The 21574-nt window shown below is 39.5% G+C and carries 15 protein-coding genes, 1 rRNA gene and 1 pseudogene; 11 read left to right on the forward strand and 6 right to left on the reverse strand.

Features of this window, described 5'->3' with window-relative positions; genetic code table 11:
* Window positions 1-158 precede the first annotated feature (158 nt).
* From rrf to I6F49_RS15835, 6 genes and pseudogenes are all read left to right on the forward strand, one after another.
* Window positions 159-273 (forward strand): 5S ribosomal RNA (gene rrf / locus I6F49_RS15810).
* 400 nt (window positions 274-673) lie between these two features.
* Window positions 674-1207, forward strand: a pseudogene (locus I6F49_RS15815) (VOC family protein); the annotation flags it as partial.
* An 85-nt stretch (window positions 1208-1292) separates the two neighbouring features.
* A complete protein-coding gene (locus I6F49_RS15820; protein ID WP_197181284.1) occupies window positions 1293-1655 on the forward strand; it encodes a hypothetical protein in 363 nt (120 codons plus the stop codon).
* The gene (locus I6F49_RS15825) at window positions 1652-3985 is read left to right on the forward strand and encodes a fatty acid cis/trans isomerase (protein WP_197181285.1); all 2334 of its coding nucleotides are present in this window, start codon (window positions 1652-1654) and stop codon (window positions 3983-3985) included. The genes I6F49_RS15820 and I6F49_RS15825 overlap by 4 nt, the downstream gene beginning before the upstream one ends.
* A gap of 129 nt (window positions 3986-4114) precedes the next feature.
* The gene (locus tag I6F49_RS15830) at window positions 4115-5845 is read left to right on the forward strand and encodes a response regulator (RefSeq protein ID WP_197181286.1); all 1731 of its coding nucleotides are present in this window, start codon (window positions 4115-4117) and stop codon (window positions 5843-5845) included.
* 76 nt (window positions 5846-5921) lie between these two features.
* Complete coding sequence (locus I6F49_RS15835; protein ID WP_197181287.1) at window positions 5922-7331, forward strand: ATP-binding cassette domain-containing protein; 1410 nt, start codon at window positions 5922-5924, stop codon at window positions 7329-7331.
* A 47-nt stretch (window positions 7332-7378) separates the two neighbouring features.
* On the opposite strand, the gene I6F49_RS15840 is transcribed toward I6F49_RS15835, so the two are convergent.
* The 6 genes from I6F49_RS15840 to I6F49_RS15865 all read right to left on the reverse strand — a co-directional run bounded on the left by I6F49_RS15840 (window position 7379) and on the right by I6F49_RS15865 (window position 14441).
* A complete protein-coding gene (locus tag I6F49_RS15840) occupies window positions 7379-8257 on the reverse strand; it encodes a TraB/GumN family protein (RefSeq protein ID WP_197181288.1) in 879 nt (292 codons plus the stop codon).
* Window positions 8258-8307: 50 nt separating this feature from the next.
* Window positions 8308-9744, reverse strand: coding sequence for a sensor histidine kinase (locus tag I6F49_RS15845; protein ID WP_197181289.1), 1437 nt, complete (start codon window positions 9742-9744; stop codon window positions 8308-8310).
* Window positions 9725-10399, reverse strand: coding sequence for a response regulator transcription factor (locus I6F49_RS15850; RefSeq protein ID WP_165728082.1), 675 nt, complete (start codon window positions 10397-10399; stop codon window positions 9725-9727). The genes I6F49_RS15845 and I6F49_RS15850 overlap by 20 nt, the downstream gene beginning before the upstream one ends.
* A gap of 63 nt (window positions 10400-10462) precedes the next feature.
* A complete protein-coding gene (locus I6F49_RS15855) occupies window positions 10463-12412 on the reverse strand; it encodes an LTA synthase family protein (protein WP_197181290.1) in 1950 nt (649 codons plus the stop codon).
* Window positions 12403-12774: a diacylglycerol kinase gene (locus I6F49_RS15860; protein WP_197181291.1), complete on the reverse strand. Its 372-nt coding sequence runs from the start codon at window positions 12772-12774 to the stop codon at window positions 12403-12405. Before I6F49_RS15860 ends, I6F49_RS15855 begins: the two co-directional genes overlap by 10 nt.
* On the reverse strand, window positions 12771-14441 hold the full coding sequence (locus I6F49_RS15865) for a phosphoethanolamine transferase (RefSeq protein ID WP_197181292.1): 1671 nt from the start codon (window positions 14439-14441) through the stop codon (window positions 12771-12773). Before I6F49_RS15865 ends, I6F49_RS15860 begins: the two co-directional genes overlap by 4 nt.
* A 554-nt stretch (window positions 14442-14995) precedes the next feature.
* Between I6F49_RS15865 and ilvG the strand changes: the two genes are divergently transcribed.
* The 5 genes from ilvG to I6F49_RS15890 all read left to right on the forward strand — a co-directional run bounded on the left by ilvG (window position 14996) and on the right by I6F49_RS15890 (window position 21535).
* Window positions 14996-16645: an acetolactate synthase 2 catalytic subunit gene (gene ilvG, locus I6F49_RS15870; RefSeq protein WP_165728086.1), complete on the forward strand. Its 1650-nt coding sequence runs from the start codon at window positions 14996-14998 to the stop codon at window positions 16643-16645.
* Window positions 16642-16887 (forward strand): acetolactate synthase 2 small subunit, encoded by a 246-nt coding sequence (gene ilvM / locus I6F49_RS15875; RefSeq protein ID WP_165728087.1) that lies wholly within the window; start codon window positions 16642-16644, stop codon window positions 16885-16887. The genes ilvG and ilvM overlap by 4 nt, the downstream gene beginning before the upstream one ends.
* Window positions 16888-16990: 103 nt before the next feature.
* The gene (gene ilvD, locus I6F49_RS15880) at window positions 16991-18847 is read left to right on the forward strand and encodes a dihydroxy-acid dehydratase (RefSeq protein WP_166419891.1); all 1857 of its coding nucleotides are present in this window, start codon (window positions 16991-16993) and stop codon (window positions 18845-18847) included.
* A gap of 2 nt (window positions 18848-18849) precedes the next feature.
* Complete coding sequence (gene ilvA / locus I6F49_RS15885; protein WP_197181293.1) at window positions 18850-20403, forward strand: threonine ammonia-lyase, biosynthetic; 1554 nt, start codon at window positions 18850-18852, stop codon at window positions 20401-20403.
* Window positions 20404-20551: 148 nt separating this feature from the next.
* Window positions 20552-21535: an ABC transporter substrate-binding protein gene (locus I6F49_RS15890; RefSeq protein WP_197181294.1), complete on the forward strand. Its 984-nt coding sequence runs from the start codon at window positions 20552-20554 to the stop codon at window positions 21533-21535.
* Window positions 21536-21574 lie beyond the last annotated feature (39 nt).

A 21574-nucleotide genomic window follows, 5' to 3' on the forward strand; every position in this document is an offset into this window, starting at 1 on the left:
TGAGGCTTAACCATACAACGCCAAACGCGTTTTATGCGACAGTTTAGACAGAAGTTAATATAACTAAAGTAGATATTACTGAAAAGACTTAAAAAATATTATCAGATATTTTCCAAATTCAGTTAGTGCGTAGAAATACGAATTAACGCCCAAATTTGCTTGGTGACAATAGCGTTTTGGACCCACCTGATCCCATGCCGAACTCAGTAGTGAAACGAAACAGCGCCGATGATAGTGTAGCATTTGCTATGTGAAAGTAGGACATTACCAGGCTTCAAATTGTAGAAAGCCCGAATNGTGAAAGTAGGACATTACCAGGCTTCAAATTGTAGAAAGCCCGAATTTAACGATTCTGGCTTTTTTACGTCTGCAGAAAAGTCAGATTCGTACAATTAATACACTCGTCAACACCCATCATGTAGGTCGGGCGAGCGTAGCGACGACTCCCGACGCTTAAAATCACACCAAAATCACAATAAAATTTCTCAATATCTCAGTCGGCTAATTCAGTAGTATTTGCTAAGTGACTCTCCACCGCTGTGGGCACCACGACATCCTACTGCGTAGCGCACCGACCTCACATTGTAGAAAGCCCGAATCTAATGAGTCGGGCTTTTTTACGTCTGTAGAAAAGTAAAATACGCGTAATTAACATCCACTCACATCAACACCCAACTGTGCTGCAAAAGCGAAAGAGCTAGGTGCTGAAATTATTGTTGGCCCGGATGATGTTATGAATGCAGGACGAATGTTGATGTTAAAAGATCCTGTAGGTGCCACTGTTGCACTATGGCAAGGAGGTGAGCATAAAGGTTGTAAGCACTTAGGGGAGTTAAATACGCCTTATTGGCATGTGTTAGCAACGAGAGATAATAAAGTAAGTAGAGACTTTTACTGTACTTTACTAGGCTGGGAAAGTGAAATAAAGCCAATGGAAGGTATGAACTACACTTTGTTTTTGGTCGATGGACAGCCAATTGCCGGTATGCTTAAGATGACAAGCGACTGGCCTGAAGATATTCCTGCTCATTGGATGATTTATTTTGCAGTAGAGGGTTGCGATACAGCAGTAAATAAAGCCGCTAGCTTAGGTGGACAAGTATGTGTTCCTGCAACAGATACCCCCGATGTTGGTCGTTTTAGTGTTATATGCGACCCTCAAGGTGCTGTATTTTCGGTGATCGAATCTGTTATAGATGACGTTTAACAGTTACATTAGCTTTAGCGTTAATTTACTCGCTAGTTTGTTATAATACTCGCCAATTAAATCGTCATAAAGTGCAGAGAACGCAATGGAATTTGAACAAGATAGCAATTTAACCCTTCCTTTATTTCTATTAGATGAATCATTAAGTGATAGAGATTTAGAGCAGCCTGATTTTGAAATATCAATTGGACTTGATGATGAGTTACTTGCTCAAATTTGCCAAAATCCAAGTGAAGATAGCAGTGTAGCTATTACCGTTAGCGGTTATGAGTTGCTTATAACTGATTCTCTGTATTTAAGTCTATTAGAGCAAGAGCATGATGCGCAGATAACATTAACGCATGGGCCTCTCTTAAGTATTGTTTTGAATACTGAAGGTCAGAAGACATTCGTTTCTCCTCAAATGGACATGATGCCCACCTTCGATTTAGGTGACGAGGACGAATGAAAAAAATAATAATAAGTACATTTGTATTAATTATCCTTAGTGGTTGTGCTTACTTAGGTAATGCACATTACAATGATTTATTTGGACCAGAGCAAGCGCAAGAGCGTATCGTTCCACATTCTACTCGTGCTGGAGCTGATTTTTTACAAAACGTGAAACCAGTACTCGATACCCGCTGTGTTGTTTGCCACGGTTGTTACGACGCACCTTGTCAGCTTAAGCTGTCATCCCCTGAAGGTATTGACCGTGGCTTGAGTAAAGAACTTGTTTACGATGGAACTCGTTTATTGGCAACAACCCCAAGCCGTTTATTGTTTGATGCAACAAATACTAAGCAATGGCGAGAAAAAAACTTTACCCCAGTGCTTAATGAACGCATGCAAAGTGAAGAGGCTAACTTAGCGGGCAGTGTGTTGTTTAACAGCTTGGTATTAAAGCAAAGCTATGAATTACCAGTTAATGAAGTTTTAGATGATGAATTTGATTTTTCGTTAGGGCGTTCACAAACCTGTGCAACAATGGGGGAGTTTGATAGATTAGCAGATGATCAGCCTCATGGCGGCATGCCTTATGGTTTACCAGGTGTTTCGCGTGAAGAGTTTAATCACTTACAGGACTGGCTTAAAAATGGCGGTAAAATGTCACACATTAAGCCGCCAAGTAAATTTGATCAGAATAAAATAACGGGTTGGGAAGCATTTTTAAATCAAGACGATTTAAAGTATCAGTTATCAGCACGTTATATTTATGAACATTGGTTTTTAGCACATATTTATTTTACGTCAGAAAACCCACAAAGTTTTTTTAAACTAGTTCGTTCGAGTACGCCTCCTGGTGAAACAATAAAATTAATAAATACGCGTCGTCCATATGACGATCCTAAAGTTAGTCGTGTTTATTATCGCTTTATGCAAGAGCGTACAACAATACTTTCTAAAACGCATTTACCGCTTGAGCTTAATGAAGCTAAGTTACTGCGCTTATACGAGCAGTTTATTGCACCAGATTATACAGTTACGCAAATGCCAAGTTATAAACCAGAATCGGCATCTAACCCATTTAAAACTTTTGAAGTTATTCCCATTAATTCAAAATACCAATTTATGCTAGATGAAGCTGAATTGATTATTATGGGCTTTATTAAAGGACCTGTTTGTCGTGGTCAAATTGCATTAAATGTAATTAATGATAATTTTTGGGTGGCATTTGCTGATCCAGGTAAAGTTGCTACGCCTGCTGTAGGCGAAATGCTAATGCAGCATGAAGAAGCTTTAGAACTTCCTGCCGCTGAGGAAAGTAATGCTTTACCTATTTCAAGCTGGGTTAAGTATTCAGTTCGTGAGAAAAAATATTTACAGGCAAAAATTGAGCTTGCTAACGAAATGTTTAAAGGTGGTGAGCATCTTACAACCGACTTACTTTGGAAAGGTGATGGGCATAATAAAAATGCGGCACTGACTATCTTCCGCCACTTTGATAGTGCAACCGTTGTTAAAGGCTTTATTGGTCAAGAGCCTAAAACCACGTGGATACTTGATTATGCGTTATTTGAACGTATTCACTATTTGCTCGTGGCAGGCTTTGATGTGTATGGCAATATTGGCCATCAAATGGTTACACGGCTATACATGGATTTTTTACGTTTAGAAGGGGAGCAAAGCTTTTTATCGTTACTTCCAGAAGAAAAGCGTAATCAAATTAAAAAACAGTGGTATCGTAATTCACCACCAGACTTATCTAAATTCTTTAAAAATAATCGAGAGTTTAGTCAGCCAAGTGGTATCAATTATAAAACTGATGATCCACAACATGAGCTATATACTTTAATGAAAGAAGCCTTAGCGCCAGTTCTAAGTGAACGATACAACTACACTGAAGTTCCAAAGCCGTTAAATGTAATAAGCAATATGCCAGCAAAAGCGGTTAACTTGCTACCTCAGCTTTCTTTTATACTTGTAAAGCAAGAAGATAATAGTCATAAGGGCTACACTATTATTCACCATAATGCGCACTATAATATATCTAGTTTATTAAACGAAGATGGTCAGCGTGCTTATGATGAAGATACAGCAACAATCGTTCCTGGCTTTATCGGTGATTATCCAGCTGCCATTTGGTATTTAAATAACGAGCAACAAGTAAATGCTTTTGCTGAGCAATTACCAATGATGCAAATTGAAGCTGATTACCGCGCTTTAAAAAGTAAATATGGTATTCGTCGTACTCACCCACAGTTTTGGCAATACAGCGATACATTGCACGAAACGGCTAAAAAATATCGAGGAATAGAATATGGGATGTTTGACTATAATCGATTAGAGAATCGTTAACGCTTACCTTTATATATGCCCAGCTTTTGCTGGGCTTTTTATTGCTTATTAACTTAAAAACATAATTACTCTGACTGATTTTTTGTTTTATAAAATTAGTCTACACTTAAATAAAAAACAGGATTTTGCATGTTCGATATTATTAAAAGTGTTAGAAAGCGATATCGATGGGCGTTATTGACTATTGCTCTTTTAATCAGTGGTTCTGCTCTATTGTTACAATATAGTTTTTCCGTTCAAAAATACGATGCAAAAGTTATTAACATCGCTGGTAAGCAAAGAATGCTGTCGCAAAAAATAGCGTGGCATAGCAATGCCATACTCAACATTAGTAATTATTCACCACTTCATACAGAATCGCTTGAGAAATCTCTCAATACATTTAAAAAATCCCACCAAACACTTTTAACAAAAAATTCTGACGATGAATACATTTATTTAGATTCAGCATTAGTGGATTTATATTTTGGTGTAACTACTGGCTTGGATAAGACAGTATTAGAATATGTAGAGCAAACTGAGAGGCTTTTGTATCAAGAAGGTGAGGTAAACCAGTCTCTTTTTTCAATAGGGCATGTTGAAACGCTATTAGCTAAGCTTGATAAAGCTGTTAGCTTATTTGAGTCCCAAGCTGTTAAAAAAATTAACAGAGTCGCCAACCTAGAGATATTATGCTGGTTATTGGCAATGGTGCTGCTACTTGTTGAGCTAAGATTTGTTTTTATGCCAATGGAAAAAGAGATTTCAGATACGCTTATAAAACTACAAAAACAAAAAGATTTTGTTCATCAAACAAGCCAAAATAAAGAGCACTTTATTGCTAGAGCAAGTCACGAATTTAGGACTCCTTTGCAAGGGCTTATTACGTCTATTGAGGATCTGGAGGTTTCTGATACTCAGCAAAGCGTTAAAACCCAAGCTAATTATTGTGCGCTTAGGTTAATAGCTATATTAGATGAGCTACAGGACTTACAGGCTTTAAGCGCAGGTAAATGGATACCGCATTTAAAAGATGAAAACCTTTTAGAGTCGTGTAACAAAGTAGTAATAGCTTACGAGTATGCATGTCAGCAAAAAGGCCTAAAACTAGTTAGTTGTTTAGATGAATCGTTAAATTGTGTATGTAAATTAGATCACCAACGTTTGCAGCACACACTTACAGAATTAATTAGTAACGCTATTAAGTTTACGAAAGAAGGTGAAATTACTGTCTCTGCAAAGCTTTTTAATGATGAATTTCATTTAACGGTGAGTGATACTGGCAGTGGCTTTTCGAAGAAAATTACTGACCTGGAATTTGACTCATTTAAACAAACCAATCACTTTCAAGGGTTAAGAACAGGCCTAACCCGGGTTCAATACGTTGTAAAAGCACTGCATGGTGAAATTACTTTTACAAATAATAAAACTCATGGTGCTTTGGTATCTTTGTATTTACCAGTGACAATAAGTAAAACCCTCCCAACACCTCTTAAAGTAAACGACAAGCTAACGTGTTTAGTTGTTGAAGATAACCCATTAAATACCATGCTACTGACCCGTATACTTGGCTTGCTAAAATTAAACTATGACTGCGCTGAAAACGGCAAAGTCGCGTGCGATATGGTGAGTGAAAATCAATATGATATTATTTTTATGGACTTAAATATGCCAGTAATGGATGGGTTTGAGGCTATAAAAAAAATACGATCAGAGCTTAATAAAGTAATGCCAATTATTGTTATAACAGCAAACACCTCACAAAATGATATGGAGCGAGTTTATAAATACGGCGCTAACCTTCATATTCATAAACCAATAAGTCAGCAAGCAATTAAAGACGCATTAAATAGTATTAGCGTTGTGAGTGAAATAAATTAATTTTGCAGATAACAAGCTTGCTAAGCACTTTTAATATGCGTTAATTTACTGTTTTAAGGTCTATTAGGGAAAGTGAGTGCAGTCAATTACGCTTGAGCAATTTAATGGTTACTTACAAGGGCAAGGCAAAAGTCGTTATGATATATGCAACCTAGATTGGCAAGTGAATCTAGGAGAACATTGGTTGCTTCTAGGTGCTAATGGAGCAGGTAAATCTGCATTAACAGCTGCGCTAGTCGGCGAAGCTAAGTGCGAAAGTGGTAAGCGTACAAGTAGTATAAATAAACTTATGCTCGTGTCTTCTGATTCGCATAAACAGTTACTGGCCCAAGAATTAGAGTATGAAAAGCATAGCCTCGTTAAAGACCTTATATTTGCAGAGCATAGTAATAATGGTGAGTTATTGGCGCAGCTAATAGAATTATTTAAATTTAGCTCATTACTGAATAGGCATTTTAGAGATCTTTCAACCGGTGAAACTCGTAAACTCCTACTTATTAAAGCACTCAGCTCCCAGAGCGAGTTAGTCGTGCTTGATGAGCCATTTGATGGACTCGACGTACAATCTTGCCAGCAGCTTAATAAAATACTCATAGAGCTTAGCCACACGGTTACTTTTGTTTTTGTACTAAACCGCCTAGACGAAATCCCTTCATTCATTACTCACTATGGTTATGTAAACCAAGGCAGCTTGTTACATACTTTAGCAAAGCCAAGTAGTGAGCAATTAAGTGACTTACTAAAACTACTCCATTTAGAACATACTTCATTAGATGTGCCATCTCCTGACGCCGAGCAAGAGCAAAAGGCATTCACTGGTAATACCTTAGTTAAATTGAGTAATGCTAAAGTTAGTTATAGTGACGTAAGCATATTCGAAAATCTTAATTGGACTATAAAAAAGCATCAGCATTGGCAGCTTAGTGGGACGAACGGTTCAGGTAAAACCTGCCTATTAAATTTAATAACAGGTGATAACCCACAGTGTTATAACAACGACATTGAAGTATTTGGTTTTAAACGCGGAAGCGGAGAGAGTATTTGGGATATAAAACAGCATATTGGTTTTATATCTAACGCGCTACATATGGATTATCGCGTAAGTATATCGGCCTTAAATACAGTTATTTCGGGCTTTTACGACAGCATAGGCTTATATCAAAAACCGAGTGACGCACAAATTAATATTGCTCAGCAGTGGCTGGCATTTATTGGTTTAAGTGACAAGCAAAACACCTCATTCACCCAACTTTCGTACGGCGATCAACGTATGCTGTTAATTGTACGAGCTATGGTAAAGCATCCAACGTTACTTATTTTAGATGAACCTTGCTTAGGTTTAGATGAAGCAAACAGGCAGCGTGTACTACTACTAATCGAGAAAATTTGTGCTGCCAATACAAGTACCGTGATTTATGTAAATCATCATGCGGCAGACAAAATTAAAGGAATAGAGAACTACTTAAAAATGGAAGACTTTAATTAAAAACGGTGAGAACATTTGAGCGATACTTCGCTCAAATGTTCTTTATTTTAAAGGCGAGTAACGCTAAACCCTTTATCTCGTAGCTGTTTAAGTAAACCGTGTTTTTCAGGCAAATGTAGCGCACCCACAGCAATAAATAGTTGCTCGTTTGCTAAACGCGGTGTGAGTTGTTTAACCCAGTTATTATTGCGATTAGTTAGCATAACTTGCTCGCTAATTTCACCGTAGTTACTGTCATCAAAACTCATGTTGTAGTAATCGGTTAGTGTATCCATATCACCGTTTTTCCAGGCATTAACTAGTTTGATGAAGTAAGTATTAATATCGCTTAGCTGCTCAAAGGTTTCTTCAATCATTTCATTGCTCAGTAGCGCCATGCCATCAAACATCTGTAGTTGTTGCTCTAGTGTTTCAAGCTCACCTATTTTTATTTTATGCTCTTTAGCGTAAGCAAGTACTTGCTTATCTATGCCTGTTTTATCTGAATAACCTGCATTTTGAAATTCAATTTGCATCATAGTCACCATAACAGCCCATGGTTTTAAGCCATTAAACATAGCAATATCAATCGACTTTTTAGCAAAGTAGTCTTTTAGCTTGGTATAGTTTTGCTTTGAAAGCTCAGTTTGCAATGTTTTACCGTTGCCTAGCATCATAAATGGCATTGAACGCTGCTGCATTTCAAGGGGTGTAAGTTTGCTTATATCAACCTCAACAATCACTTCTTTGCTTGCACTAATTGCATCGGTTACATTTTTAGGTAAGCCTTTCATGCTGGCATCACCAACGTGTACAGTGCCGAATAAGTAAGAGCTGACGCCATTTTTTTCTATTTTATATAAGGCAGGAGCTGCATAGCTGTTAAGGCTAAATGTTATAAGTAGCGCCACAATAAAAAAGTGGCTAACACGGATAAGAGCATTCATGGTTTGTCCTTAAAATCTCGAAGGTTAGTAGTGTAAATACTAACCTAAATTTACTTCAGAGGTAACGTTAATATAAACGTTAGCGTATTGTTTTCGGTATTACTGGCCGTAATAGTAAAGCCATTTAAGTTGCATAAGCTCTGCACAATAGATAACCCTAAACCGTGGCGCTGGTTATTAGTTCTAGATGAATCTAGCTGATAGAGCGGGTCAAAAATAGCGGTTAGCTGTTCATTACTTAATGGTTGATTTACTTTGTTGCTAACAGAAATGGTCATGTTTGTGTTGTTATTTACCGCAGTTAATTTAATTGGCGCCTCAGGGAGTCCATAAAATAGTGCGTTATCGATTAAGTTACACAAAATGGTATTTAAACTAAATTCGTCAGCATTAAGTGTAAGTTCGTCACTTATCACATTATTTAAACGCGCTTTAATACTTGGGTGCTTAAAGGTCAGCTCATCAATAACTTGATTTACTAAGTTATTTAAAATGATGCTTTGTGCATTTAATTGCATTGTACTGCTACTTGAGCGCTGCAATAATAATAGGTTGCTAACAATTGTTTTCATGCGCTGTGAAATATTAAGTACATCACTGGTATAGGTGTCGCTAATACGTTTATCGTCTGGGTAGCGAATAGCCACTTCTGAAAGACTTATTAGTTCAGCTATTGGGGTTTTTAGCTCATGTGCAATGTCGCTTGTTAGGCGTTTTTCATTACTATAGAGTTGCTGATTAACGGTAATAAACTTATTTAGCTCGTTACGTATGGGTTCTATTTCATCTACTTTAAAGTCGCTTTCTATGGTTTGTGCCACGCCGGTAATATCGAGTAACTTAATTTGGTCGTTTAAGTTGTGTAGCGGGTGCAGGCCTTTATTTACAATACGTGTCACTAAATAGCGCACACCAAACACACCAAGCACACAGGTTAAAATAAAGACCACATCAATAATAATAAGTACTTTATTAAGTTCCGCTGTCGGCGCAGCAATCGCAAGAGTCATGGTATTAAAAACAGCAGAATGAGTGGGGTTTTTATCATCTTTTTGAGCTACAAAGTGACTTATGAGTGCGCGGCCATCACGCCCGTTAGGAAGCTCGTAATCTATAATTTTAGATTCGTTTATCGGCATTTCTAAAAAGGGCAGGTTAGCATTTTTATAAAGTTCTAATGAGTCCGAGCGCTCAAACACATCACGGCCATGCCACAGCTGGTAAAACTCCGTGGCATCTGCAGCTTCATACTCCGACATAAACTCGCCAGCAAAATCAAATTCAACCACGTTGTTGTCATCTTCAACTAAGGTTTTTAAGTAGTTAGCTTTGTTAGTTAAAGACTGATTGAACTGATCTTCCACCCAAGTATCCACACTTAAATCAACGGTTAAAAATATGGTGAATAAAATCACCGAAAGTACCGCGCTAATATTATTAACCAGTTTACGTTTTATTGAGTGACTTTTATTTTGTTGTTGCGACATAACCAAATCCACGTTTGTTTTTTATAGGGAGCTCGCCATCAAACTGTCTTACTTTTTTACGTATAGTAGATATGTGTGCTTCAAGCGCATTTTTAGAGAGCATATCAAATTGGCCTACCACCGCTTCACTTATAAACTCTAGTCCTAACACCCGCTCAGGAGTATTAAATAAGCATTCTATTATTTTATATTCATTACGAGTGAGCTCAATGGCATGTTGCTTGTAATGAAGCGTTTTAAGCGAGAGATCTAATACGCAGTCGCCTACTGTCAGTGTGTTTTGTTGGTTTTGCAGTGATCCACGACGAAGTAATGCAAGGACACGAGCATGGAGTTCTTCAAACGAAAATGGCTTAGTTAAATAGTCGTCAGCGCCTTTCATCAGGCCGTTAATTTTATCTTGAGGTTCACTTCGTGCAGATAAAATAAGCACACGGCTTTGGCTATTACTGCTACGTAGTGCTTGTAAAATACTCATGCCATCAACACTCGGCAGCATTAAATCAAGTACGAGGAGGTCGTAGTTTCCAGTCAGTGCCATGCTTAAACCTTCTGAGCCATCACCGGTTTCATCTACGGTAAAGCCAAGGTTGCTAAGGCCAACTTGCAAGCTGCGTCTTAGTGCTTCGGAGTCTTCAATAACGAGGATTTTCATGTTTACTCGGTTTATAAAAATAGCCTTGTTACTTTAACAAGGCTTTATTATCAAGTCACTTGGTTAATGATACCAACCGTTTGTATAAGCTAAGTTACCTAAGTTCGCGTGGGCGAGAGCTTTTTTAATCAGTTGCTCATCGTTTTCACATGGTACAAGCTGATTATTACTATACGTATAGGTGGTTGCTGGTTTTTGTGGTTGCAACACCACCACTTTATTACCGTGCATATAGGCAAAGTTTTTGTCGTATTGCATCATGGCGCGTTGTTTATTGTTGCTAATTGGCTTTGATAAATCATGGCCTATCATAGGGTGCTTGCCACTTGCACCAATTAAAGACAGTAAAGTCACGGGAATATCGAGTTGGCTAGCTAGCTGGTCATCGCGTTTATGGGGAATGCCTTTACCAAAAATAACGGCCGGGATTTTAAAGTGATCAACAGGAACTAAGCTCGAGCCCGATACGCGTGAATCGTGATCTGCAATAACTATAAATACAGTGTCGTCCCAGTAGCTCGATTTTTTAGCTTTTTTAATAAACTTACCTAGTGCGTAATCGGCATACTTTGCAGCATTATTTCGGGTTTGCTTTTGCTTGTCGTACAGCGTTATTTTATCGTCTGGAAAGTCATATGGGCTGTGATTAGAGCTTGAAAATATAAGGCTCAAAAAGGGTTTATTCTGTTGTTTAAGTTTAGTGAGTTCGAGATCTGCTTGGTCGTATAAGTCTTCGTCTGATGCGCCCCACGAGCCATTAAAATCTATTTTATTAAAGTTATTAGTATCTACAATATCTTTAAAGCCATTACCTAAAAAGAAGCTGCGCATGTTATCAAAGTGGCTTTCGCCACCATAAATAAATTGTGTGTTGTAATTTTTCTTCGCTAAAAAGTCAGCAATAGTAAAAAAGTCACGTTGTGATTTATCAAGCTTAACAACCGCACGCGATGGTGTGGGTGTAAATCCTGTAATTACAGCCTCAATTCCACGTACCGAGCGTGTGCCTGTTGCATATAAATTATCAAATCCCCAGCCTTGTCTATAAAGGGCGTCTATATTAGGTGTAAGCGGTAAACCGCCCAGTGTGCCTACGTAACGAGCGCCTAAACTTTCTTGTAAAATAATGACTAGGTTTTTTTGCTTACCTGTATTGCTTGCTTCATGGAACGTATTTGTTGGGGCAGTTGAGTCGCTAAATTTGGCCGGCGTATTTTGCATGTTACTGCGTACAATACTAAGCAATTCATCGGTAGGCATTTTGCCATAATACTCTTGGCTTGATTGCTCGTTAGAGAGTTGTTTTACCGCAAACGCGACGCTATAAAGTGAGTTAAGGGTTAAGTCGTTAAGTAAGTGATCAGTAGAGAACGAGACCATAGCGGGGTTTAGCGGCCTGTGCCCTAATGAATTACGCGCGCCTAAAATAGTTAAGCATACTAAAACTAACGCTAAAATTGATTGATTTAGCTTCGTTAGTGATGACTTGCTTTGCCATTGATTGCTAAATACTTTACTTGCAAATTTACAGCTTAAAATAAGTGCTATAAAAGCAATAAGTACCTCTAACTTATAGCCCGAAAAAATCATTTTTGAGACTTCTTTAGGGTAAATTAAATACTCTATAAATAAGCGGTTAGGGCGTAAATCGTATTCGTTTATAAATGTAGGTGTAATCACTTCAAAAAAAACAAGTAAAGCCGACATAGCCACTAAGTAAATTTTAATTAGGCCGCGTACTTTATTTTGCCACCCTATGCTTTGCATAACTAAAGTCAGTAGTAATGCGGGCATAATAATGTAGCTTAAAGTGGCTATATCTACCCTTAAACCACCTATAAATATAGACAACCACGCATGCGATCCAAATACACGCTCACCTTGCCAAACACTCAAACCAAAGCGGGCAAGTGTTAAAAAACTCAGTGCCAAAATAGTAAATACAACAAAAATCCAAACAGGACCAAGCGCTTGCTTGACTGTAAAATTATTACTTTTAAGTGTTAAGCCCATAATACAGCCCACCAAATAAGAGCAGTAATTAGCATGGCTATAAACACACTGGCTGAGGCAATATCTTTAGCAAGACCCGAAAGCTCATGGTATTCGCTGCCAATCCTATCAACTACAACCTCAACGGCTGTATTTACCAGTTCAGCAAACAATACAAAAAGCAGGCTGGCTATAAGAAGTAATTTATCGCTTAGTGCAATTTCTTGTAGCCACACAAACACACCGAGTAACGAAAACAGTACTAGCTCTTGTTGAAACGCGGCTTCAAATCGGCTCATCCATTTTAAGCCGTTAAAAGAATGGCTTAAGGTAAAAATAAGGCGCATTAAGCCTTGGCGTTTTATAACGGTTTTATTACTCATAGTTGTATTTCGCTTGATGTTGTTTGACAGCTAGCAAGTAAATCGAGCGATGCCTGATACGTTTTGCTTTTAATGCCAATTAAATTTAAAAGGGTGTGAAAAATATTGTTGTGTGAGCGTGCAGCAGTGGTGTCTAAATTAGCTAAGCAGGTATTGGTAATACGCTGATTATGCTCATCAGCCCACATATAAAGGGGGACGTGTGTTTGTGTGCTAGGTGCAAAGCTATACGGAAAACCATGTAAATACGCACCGGCTTCGCCAAGTGATTCACCATGGTCAGAGACATATAAAAATTGCTTATCTATGTTGTTTGGCAGCATTTTTAATTGATCAATTACTTGGGCGTTAACAAAGTCGCTGTACGCAATTGTATTGTCGTAGGTATTAACTAATTCATCGAGAGAGCAGTTTTGAATGTCGCTTCTGTCGCACGTGGGCGTAAATTGCTTAAACTTTTCTGGGTAGCGCTTAAAGTAGGTTGGTCCGTGTGAGCCCATCATATGTAGGACGATAACGGTATTAGCTTGGCTTAAATTAGCGAGTTTGCGTTTAAGTGGAGCAATAAGTGCTTCATCAAAACAATATTTTCCATCGCAAAGCGCTGATGGGTTGGGCGGGATATCAATGTTAACAACACGGGTGCATACGTTTTTACAGCCGCTGTTATTATCAACCCACAGCACATCGCTGCCAGCTTGTTGTGCTAGGTCAATCAGGTTTTGTTGGTTGTCGGCTGCTAATCGATCAAAGTTATCTTGTGTTTGCAATGAAAACATACACGGCACAGATACAGCTGTTGCCGTACCGCACGAGGCGACATTATTAAAATACGTTACATTATGCTTTTGTGTATAAGGGTTGGTGCTGCGTTTATAACCTTGATAAGCAAAGTTTTCTGCTCGTGCGGTTTCGCCAACAACCATAACGGTTACGCTGGTGGTGTTAGGCGCAATAAGAGTGGGTGTTGCATCTATATTTTTAAACTTTATATTGGTGTACAGCAGCTGATCGCGCATATATTTATAACCGCTAGAGAGATACTGAAATGGGATAATTTCTTTTTTCAAAATGCGGTTATTACGGCCAGTAGCTGCGTAGTCGGCGTAAAAGTTCACGACCACTAAAACAATTAATGAGCAGCACGCTACAATAAGTTTTATACGGCTAATCGCTTCTTGATGGGGGCGAGTAAAGTGTATTTTCACTTTGCTTAATATAAAAACAGGTAGCGCACAAAATAGCAGTAAAAAGCCTATGAGCTGTGGATTTAAATAGCTCAGCGCTTCGCTTGAATCCGTTTCGAATGTGTTTTGAATCATTGAATAGTCAAACACGACGCCGTAATTTAATGAGCCGTAAAGCACGGCGCTAGAAATTATCAGTAAAAGGTAATTAAGTGGCTTTAGTAACCACCTAACCGACACTATCGAAAAGAAAATAATTAAAAGGCATAGCAAAAGCAGAGGCACTGAAAGTAAAAACAGCCACGAAAAAGAAGCAAGGGAGGTGATGGCACTAAACGAACCTTGAATAAAAGGAATGTTTATAACTAAGCAGTAATAACAGGCAATCATCACTACAAAGGCGTTTGCACTACAGTGAATGTAAAACCGTTTACTACGATTTGGCTTTTTTTGTGTTGGTGTTTGGCTAGTTACGTTCATATTTAGGCTCGTTTAAAATAACAACGCCATGCTATGTAACAACACTTAAGAGTCGCTTAAGAGAACCTACGCATTACCTGAAGGTGATAAATAATTTTATTTATCAAAATATTCTTAAAAATTAATCAAACCTTAAATAAGGTATATAAGAATAGTGAATTTCTGAGAATAAAATTAGAGCATAAAAAAACCACTACCAGCTTGTATAATGAATTTTAAAACCTGATAAATTGCCTTTTAGTCTTTTTGTTAGATTAACTTTGGTGTTGACTTAAAGGGCCTAGCGCGGTACTAATATAAAAAGAGAGCGAAGGAATAACCTTCGCGATAATTGAACAAAATTTGGTATTAATTACATGCTTACAAATGCACTTAACCTAGTCCTGATTATTATCGTGGTGATTATTCCCGCGAGGGCTTCGTAGTGCTTTAAAAACTTAAGCATTAAAAAAGCCCTCCGCACCTAACCGTTCGGAGGGCTTTTTAGTTTTAAGCCTAAAGTTTTAAGCGTAAAAATGTAATTGGGTTGTCACTGAGGAATGAGGGTTTTATTAATGACAGGCGCAGAACTAACAATCGACTTATTGGCCAAACACGGCGTAAATGAAGTATTTGGCTACCCAGGCGGAGCTATTATGCCAATTTACGATGCGCTGTATGGCGCGCCAGTCAAACACTACCTTACTCGTCATGAGCAAGGTGCAGGGTTTGCAGCTGTTGGTTATGCTCGCAGCACGCGTAAATTAGGTGTGTGTTTTGCAACATCGGGCCCTGGCGCAACTAACTTAATCACTGCCCTTGCTGATGCGATGATGGACTCAGTGCCATTATTGGCGATCACCGGCCAAGTGCCTACTGCAGCCATTGGTTCAGATGCATTTCAAGAAATAGATGTACTAGGTATGTCGCTTTCGTGTACTAAGCACAGCTACATGGTTGAACGAGCTGAAGACTTAGCAGAGATACTACAAGAAGCAATTCATTTAGCGCAAAGTGGCCGACCGGGTCCTGTACTTGTCGATATCCCAAAAGATATTCAAATGGCGCAAGTACCTTTTAAACCTTGGCTTGCAGCTGATGAATACTTACCACAATTAGATTTAAATCAAGTTGCTATTGCTAATCAATTACTTAGTGAAGCAAAACAGCCTGTAGCGTACGTAGGCGGTGGTGTACAAGCCGCTGATGCGCAAGACGAGCTAATGCAGTTTTTAAATAAAACGCAAATGCCGGCTGTATCAACACTTAAAGCATTGGGCAGTGTACTACCAGATTACGAACATTACTTAGGTATGCTAGGTATGCATGGTACTCAAGCGGCTAATATTGCTGTGCAAGAATGTGATGTGCTTGTATGTATAGGGGCGCGCTTTGATGACCGCGTAACGGGTAACTTAGCTAAATTTGCAGCTAAAGCCAAAGTAATCCATTTAGATATAGATGCCGCTGAAGTCGGTAAGCGAAAACCTGCTAAAGCCTCATTAATTGCTGATTTAAAAACCTCTTTACCAGCGCTTGAGTGCTTTGTAACACCTAAAGCTTGGTGTGACACAAATAAAGAAATGAATATTAAGCACGCGTGGCGTTACGACTACCCTGGTGAGAAGGTTTATGCACCTTATTTACTTAGTCAGCTTAGTGAGCGTATGCCAAAAACTGGCGTTGTGTGCTGTGATGTTGGCCAGCACCAAATGTGGGTCGCGCAGCATATGAAATTTAGCCATCCGAGTAATCATTTAAGTAGTGGTGGCGCAGGCACAATGGGATTTGGTTTACCGGCTGCTATTGGCGCACAAGTAGCACGCCCAGATGACTTTGTAATTACCGTGTCGGGTGATGGCTCAATCATGATGAATATTCAAGAGCTTGCCACTATTCGCCGTAACAATTTACCAGTAAAAATACTAATATTAGATAACCAGCGTTTAGGTATGGTTCGCCAATGGCAAGAGCTGTTTTTTGAAGGGCGCTACTCTGAAACTAACCTTTCAGATAACCCTGACTTTGTTCAACTAGCTGCAGTGTTTGGTATTCCTGGGCAAACAATTACCCACGCTAACCAAGTTGATGATGCTATTACAGCATTAGTTAACAGCAAAGGTCCGTACATAGTACATGCCTGTATTGATGATAAAGAAAATGTTTGGCCACTTGTACCACCTGGGGCTGCTAACGACGAAATGATGACGGAGAAAGCAAAATGAAACATAGCCTAACTATTGCATTAAAAAGCCAAAGTATAGCGGTAGAGCGCTTTTTACGAGTGGTGCGTCATCGTGGTTTTAACCTAACGCATTTTCAGCTCAATATAGATGATGGTTTATATAACGTAGCCATGACGGTAGATAGTGATAAACCTATTCACCTATTAACTAGTCAGCTAAATAAGCTGGTGGATGTTAAAGAAGTCACTTTACAAAATTTACAGCACCAACAGGCTGTGTAATTACGAATTAAAAAATAATTTACGAGTAACTGAGTCACTCGGTTATTCACCAATTTTAGAATGAGGAATGCCCGCTTATATTGCGGCAAACACTGAGGTAACTATGGCTAAATTAAGAAGTGCAACAACAACTGAAGGACGTAAACGCGCAGGCGCAAGAGCATTATGGCGCGCAACAGGTATGACAGACTCTGATTTTGGTAAACCGATTATTGCCGTAGTTAACTCGTTTACACAATTTGTACCTGGGCATGTACACCTTAACCAGCTTAGTGAGCTTATGGGTGAGACTATTAAACAGGCTGGTGGCGTTCCTAAAGAATTTAATACCATTGCGATTGATGATGGGATTGCAATGGGTCACGGCGGCATGCTTTATTCATTGCCTTCGCGCGATTTAATTGCTGACTCGGTTGAGTACATGGTAAATGGCCATTGTGCTGATGCGATGATCTGTATTTCAAACTGCGACAAAATCACCCCAGGGATGATGCTTGCAGCGCTACGTTTAAACATACCGGTAATATTTGTATCGGGCGGTCCAATGGAAGCGGGTAAAACTAAACTTGCTAACATCGACATTAAACTTGATTTAGTTGATGCCATGGTTAAAGGCGCAGATGAATCGGTAAGTGATGCAGATTCAGAGCAAGTAGAGCGTTCTGCGTGTCCTACATGTGGTTCGTGCTCAGGTATGTTTACGGCAAACTCAATGAATTGTTTGTTAGAGGCAATAGGTTTAGCACTGCCGGGTAACGGCACAACGCTTGCCACTCATAAAGACCGTAAACAGCTTTATGTTGAAGCGGGTGCTCGTATTGTTGATTTATGTCGTGAGTATTATCAAAAAGATAATCAAGAAGTATTACCACGCGCTATTGCTAACAAAACAGCCTTTATGAATGCAATGGTTGTTGATATTGCAATGGGCGGCTCATCAAATACCGTATTACATTTACTTGCAGCAGCCCAAGAGGCAGGCGTTGATTTTGATATGTCGCACATTGATGCGCTTTCTCGTAAAACACCGTTTTTATGTAAAGTGGCGCCGGCAACACCAGAGTACCATATTGAAGATGTACACCGTGCTGGTGGCATGATGGCAGTTGTACGCGAGCTTGGTAAAGCGGGCTTGGTTGATATGTCAGTGAATCACGTCGCTGGATCAACAATGGCTGAGCTTGTTAAAAAATGGGATGCAACAGACCCGACTAACGAAGTAGCGCGCAAGTTTTATCGTGCGGGTCCTGCGGGTATTCGTACTACTAAAGCCATGAGCCAAGAGTGTCGTTGGGATGAAGGCGATAATGACCGCGTCAATGGTTGTATTCGAAGCGTTGAACATGCTTTTCGCCAAGACGGTGGCTTAGCTGTACTTTCGGGTAACTTAGCCGTTGATGGTTGCGTTGTTAAAAGTGCTGGCGTAGTTGACGAAATGCTACATTTTGAAGGCACCGCCATTGTATACGAATCACAAGATGATTCAGTAGAAGGGATTTTAAATAACGAAGTAAAAGCCGGCGATGTTGTTGTTATTCGTTATGAAGGCCCTAGAGGCGGCCCAGGTATGCAAGAGATGCTTTATCCAACAAGTTATTTAAAATCAAAAGGCCTAGCTGAACAATGTGCGCTTATTACTGATGGTCGCTTTTCGGGTGGTACTTCGGGTTTATCAATTGGCCACGTGTCACCAGAGGCAGCAAGTGGTGGCGCAATTGCTTATGTTGAAAATGGCGATAAAATTATTATTGATATCGCAACACGTGAAATCACATTAGCGCTAAGCGATGAAGAACTTGAGGCACGTAAGCAAAAGCAATTAGCACGCGGAAAAATGGCGTACAAGCCAGTTGATCGTGAGCGCTATGTGTCGTCTGCTTTAAAAGCTTATGCATTACTTGCAACGAGTGCTGATAAAGGCGCAGTGCGCGATTTAGCTAAATTGGAGGCGCTTAGTTAATTATGGTCTCTCAAGAGCTCGATTATTTTCGCGCTATCATTCAAGCAAACATGGAGCCTTTGGCTAAAGTTACTGAGGTCAGCGAAATGGCTGAACTCAGTAAAAAGCTAGGTAACCATGTTTGGTTAAAGCGTGAAGACCAACAGCCCGTGTACTCGTTTAAATTACGCGGTGCGTATAACAAATTAAATAAATTACCTAAAGGCTCGGTGGTTATTACGGCTTCTGCCGGTAATCATGCTCAAGGGGTTGCATTAAGTGCATCTCACTTAGGGCACCAAGCTACTATTGTAATGCCAGTTACAACGCCTGAAATAAAAGTCAGCGCAGTGCGTGCACTTGGCGGAGAGGTGGTATTACATGGGCATCACTTTGATGCTGCAAAAGCACATGCACTTGAGCTTACAGAGCAACGAAAAGGCATATTTGTTCCACCGTTTGATGACCCTGACGTAATTGTTGGTCAAGGCACTGTAGCACGCGAGCTAATGCAGCAATTAAACGAGCTTGATGCTGTGTTTATTCCTGTTGGCGGCGGCGGCTTACTGGCGGGTATGGCGGTTTATATTAAATCTCTGCGCCCTGATATAAAAGTAATTGGTGTAGAAGCCGACGAAAGTGCATGTTTACAAGCAGCGCTTAAAGCAGGTAAACCGGTAGAGCTTGATCGCGTTGGCAGTTTTGCCGATGGCGTAGCGGTTAAAATTATTGGCACCGAAACCTTTCGTTTAGCGCAAAAGTTTTGCGATGAAGTTGTTACAGTAACTAGCGATGAAATATGTGCAGCCATGCAGGATATTTTTGTATCTACGCGCGCAATTGCAGAGCCATCTGGTGCACTTGCAACGGCAGGGCTTAAAAAGTGGAGTCAGCAGTCGGGGTTAAAAGGGTTGCACTTAGCGGCTGTTTTATCGGGTGCTAATTTAAACTTTGATCGCCTGCGTTATGTAGCAGAGCGCACTGCGCTGGGTGAAAAAAACGAAGCGCTATTAGCCGTTACTATTAAAGAAGAAAAAGGCAGTTTTAAACAGTTTTGTGCTTCTTTAGGTGGCCGTGCTATTACTGAATTTAACTACCGTTATGCAGGGCCTGGTGAAGCACAAATATTTGTAGGTATTGCCCTGCGCCAAGGCGAGCAAGAGCTTAATGAGCTAAAACAAGATTTAACTAGCAACGACTATCAATTTTGCGATCTGTCGGATAACGAACTCGCTAAATTACATGTGCGTTATATGGTTGGCGGAAAAGCACCAGAGCAATTACATGAACGTTTATTGCGTTTTGAATTTCCTGAGTATCCGGGGGCGCTTGCTCGATTTTTAGATACTTTAGGCAGTAATTGGAACATTACCTTATTTCATTATCGTAATCACGGTGGGTCAATGGGAAATGTACTGGCAGGTTTTGCTATTGAGCCGAGTCAGTATGAAATGTTTAACGAGCATTTAAATCGCTTAGGTTACAGTGTACAGGATGAAACACAAAATCCGTGTTTTACCCAATTTTTAACATCAAAATCGCAAGCAGAAAAATTCGAAAAACGAGCCTCAGTATAACCTTTCTTTAAAGGCAGGCACCTAACTAGGGTGCTTGCTTTATCACTCGTTTTACATATAGTTACAGGTAATCGTCATACTTTTTGAGGACACCTATTTGCTATTAAAAGGATTAGTCATTGGATTGTGCTTTTTTTGTAGCCATATAATGGCGCAAGAATCAGTCACATTACAGCTAAAATGGACACATCAGTTTCAGTTTGCCGGTTACTATATGGCAAAGCAAAAAGGCTTTTATAATGAAGTAGGCCTCGATGTAACTATTAAACAAGCTAATCCAATGAAACCTGACACCTTTGGTCCTGTCGCTCGTGGCGAGGCGCAATTTGGCGTAGGACATTCTGGTATTTTACAGCAACGTATTGATGGTCAGCCCTTTGTTGCAATGGCAGCCTTATTGCAGTTTTCTCCTTATTGCTGGATGGTAAAAGACACGTCTGATATTTTTCACCCTCGTGACTTCGTTAATAAACGTATCACTGCTGTGAGCAAAAATGACGGCACCGAGTTACTCATTATGCTCAAACGCAGCGGTGTAGAAGTGGATAATCTTAAAGTTTACGACGGCATAAATCCAGGCCAGGCTTGGATTGAAAACAAGCTAGATGCGATGCAAGTTTATGTTACTACAGAGCCTTATTATATGACTCAACAAGGGATCGCTCATCGGCTTGTTTGCCCACAGCGTTATGGGATGGACGTATATAGCGACATTTTATTTACCAGCGAAAACATGCTTAAGCAAAATCCGCAAACGGTCGAAAAATTCTACCAAGCGAGCCTAAAAGGTTGGCGTTATGCAATGATGAATATGGATGAAGCCATTGCAGTTACCCAGCAAAACTATGCACCGAATAAAAGCTTTCATCAGCTCGCCTTTGAGGCTGAAGTGTTAAAAAATTATATAGTACTACCTACCACCAGTTTAGGGCATATGTCGATAGCAAAATGGCGCTTAATTGCTGATTTATATGGCATACAGCAAAGCGAATTTGACGAAGTAAAATCTCACTTTATTTATAAATACCAAGAGCCTGAAAAAATGCAATTATCGTGGATGCTTATAGCGGCTATTTTGGTGAGTATTATTTCAATCCCTTTGTATTTAAGGCTGATTTTTAGTAAAAATTAACTGTTTAGTGAGATCTCACTGAGCTGATATAATTAATTG

The organism is Pseudoalteromonas sp. SWN166, from assembly GCF_015864485.1.
Classification (GTDB): Bacteria; Pseudomonadota; Gammaproteobacteria; order Enterobacterales; family Alteromonadaceae; genus Pseudoalteromonas.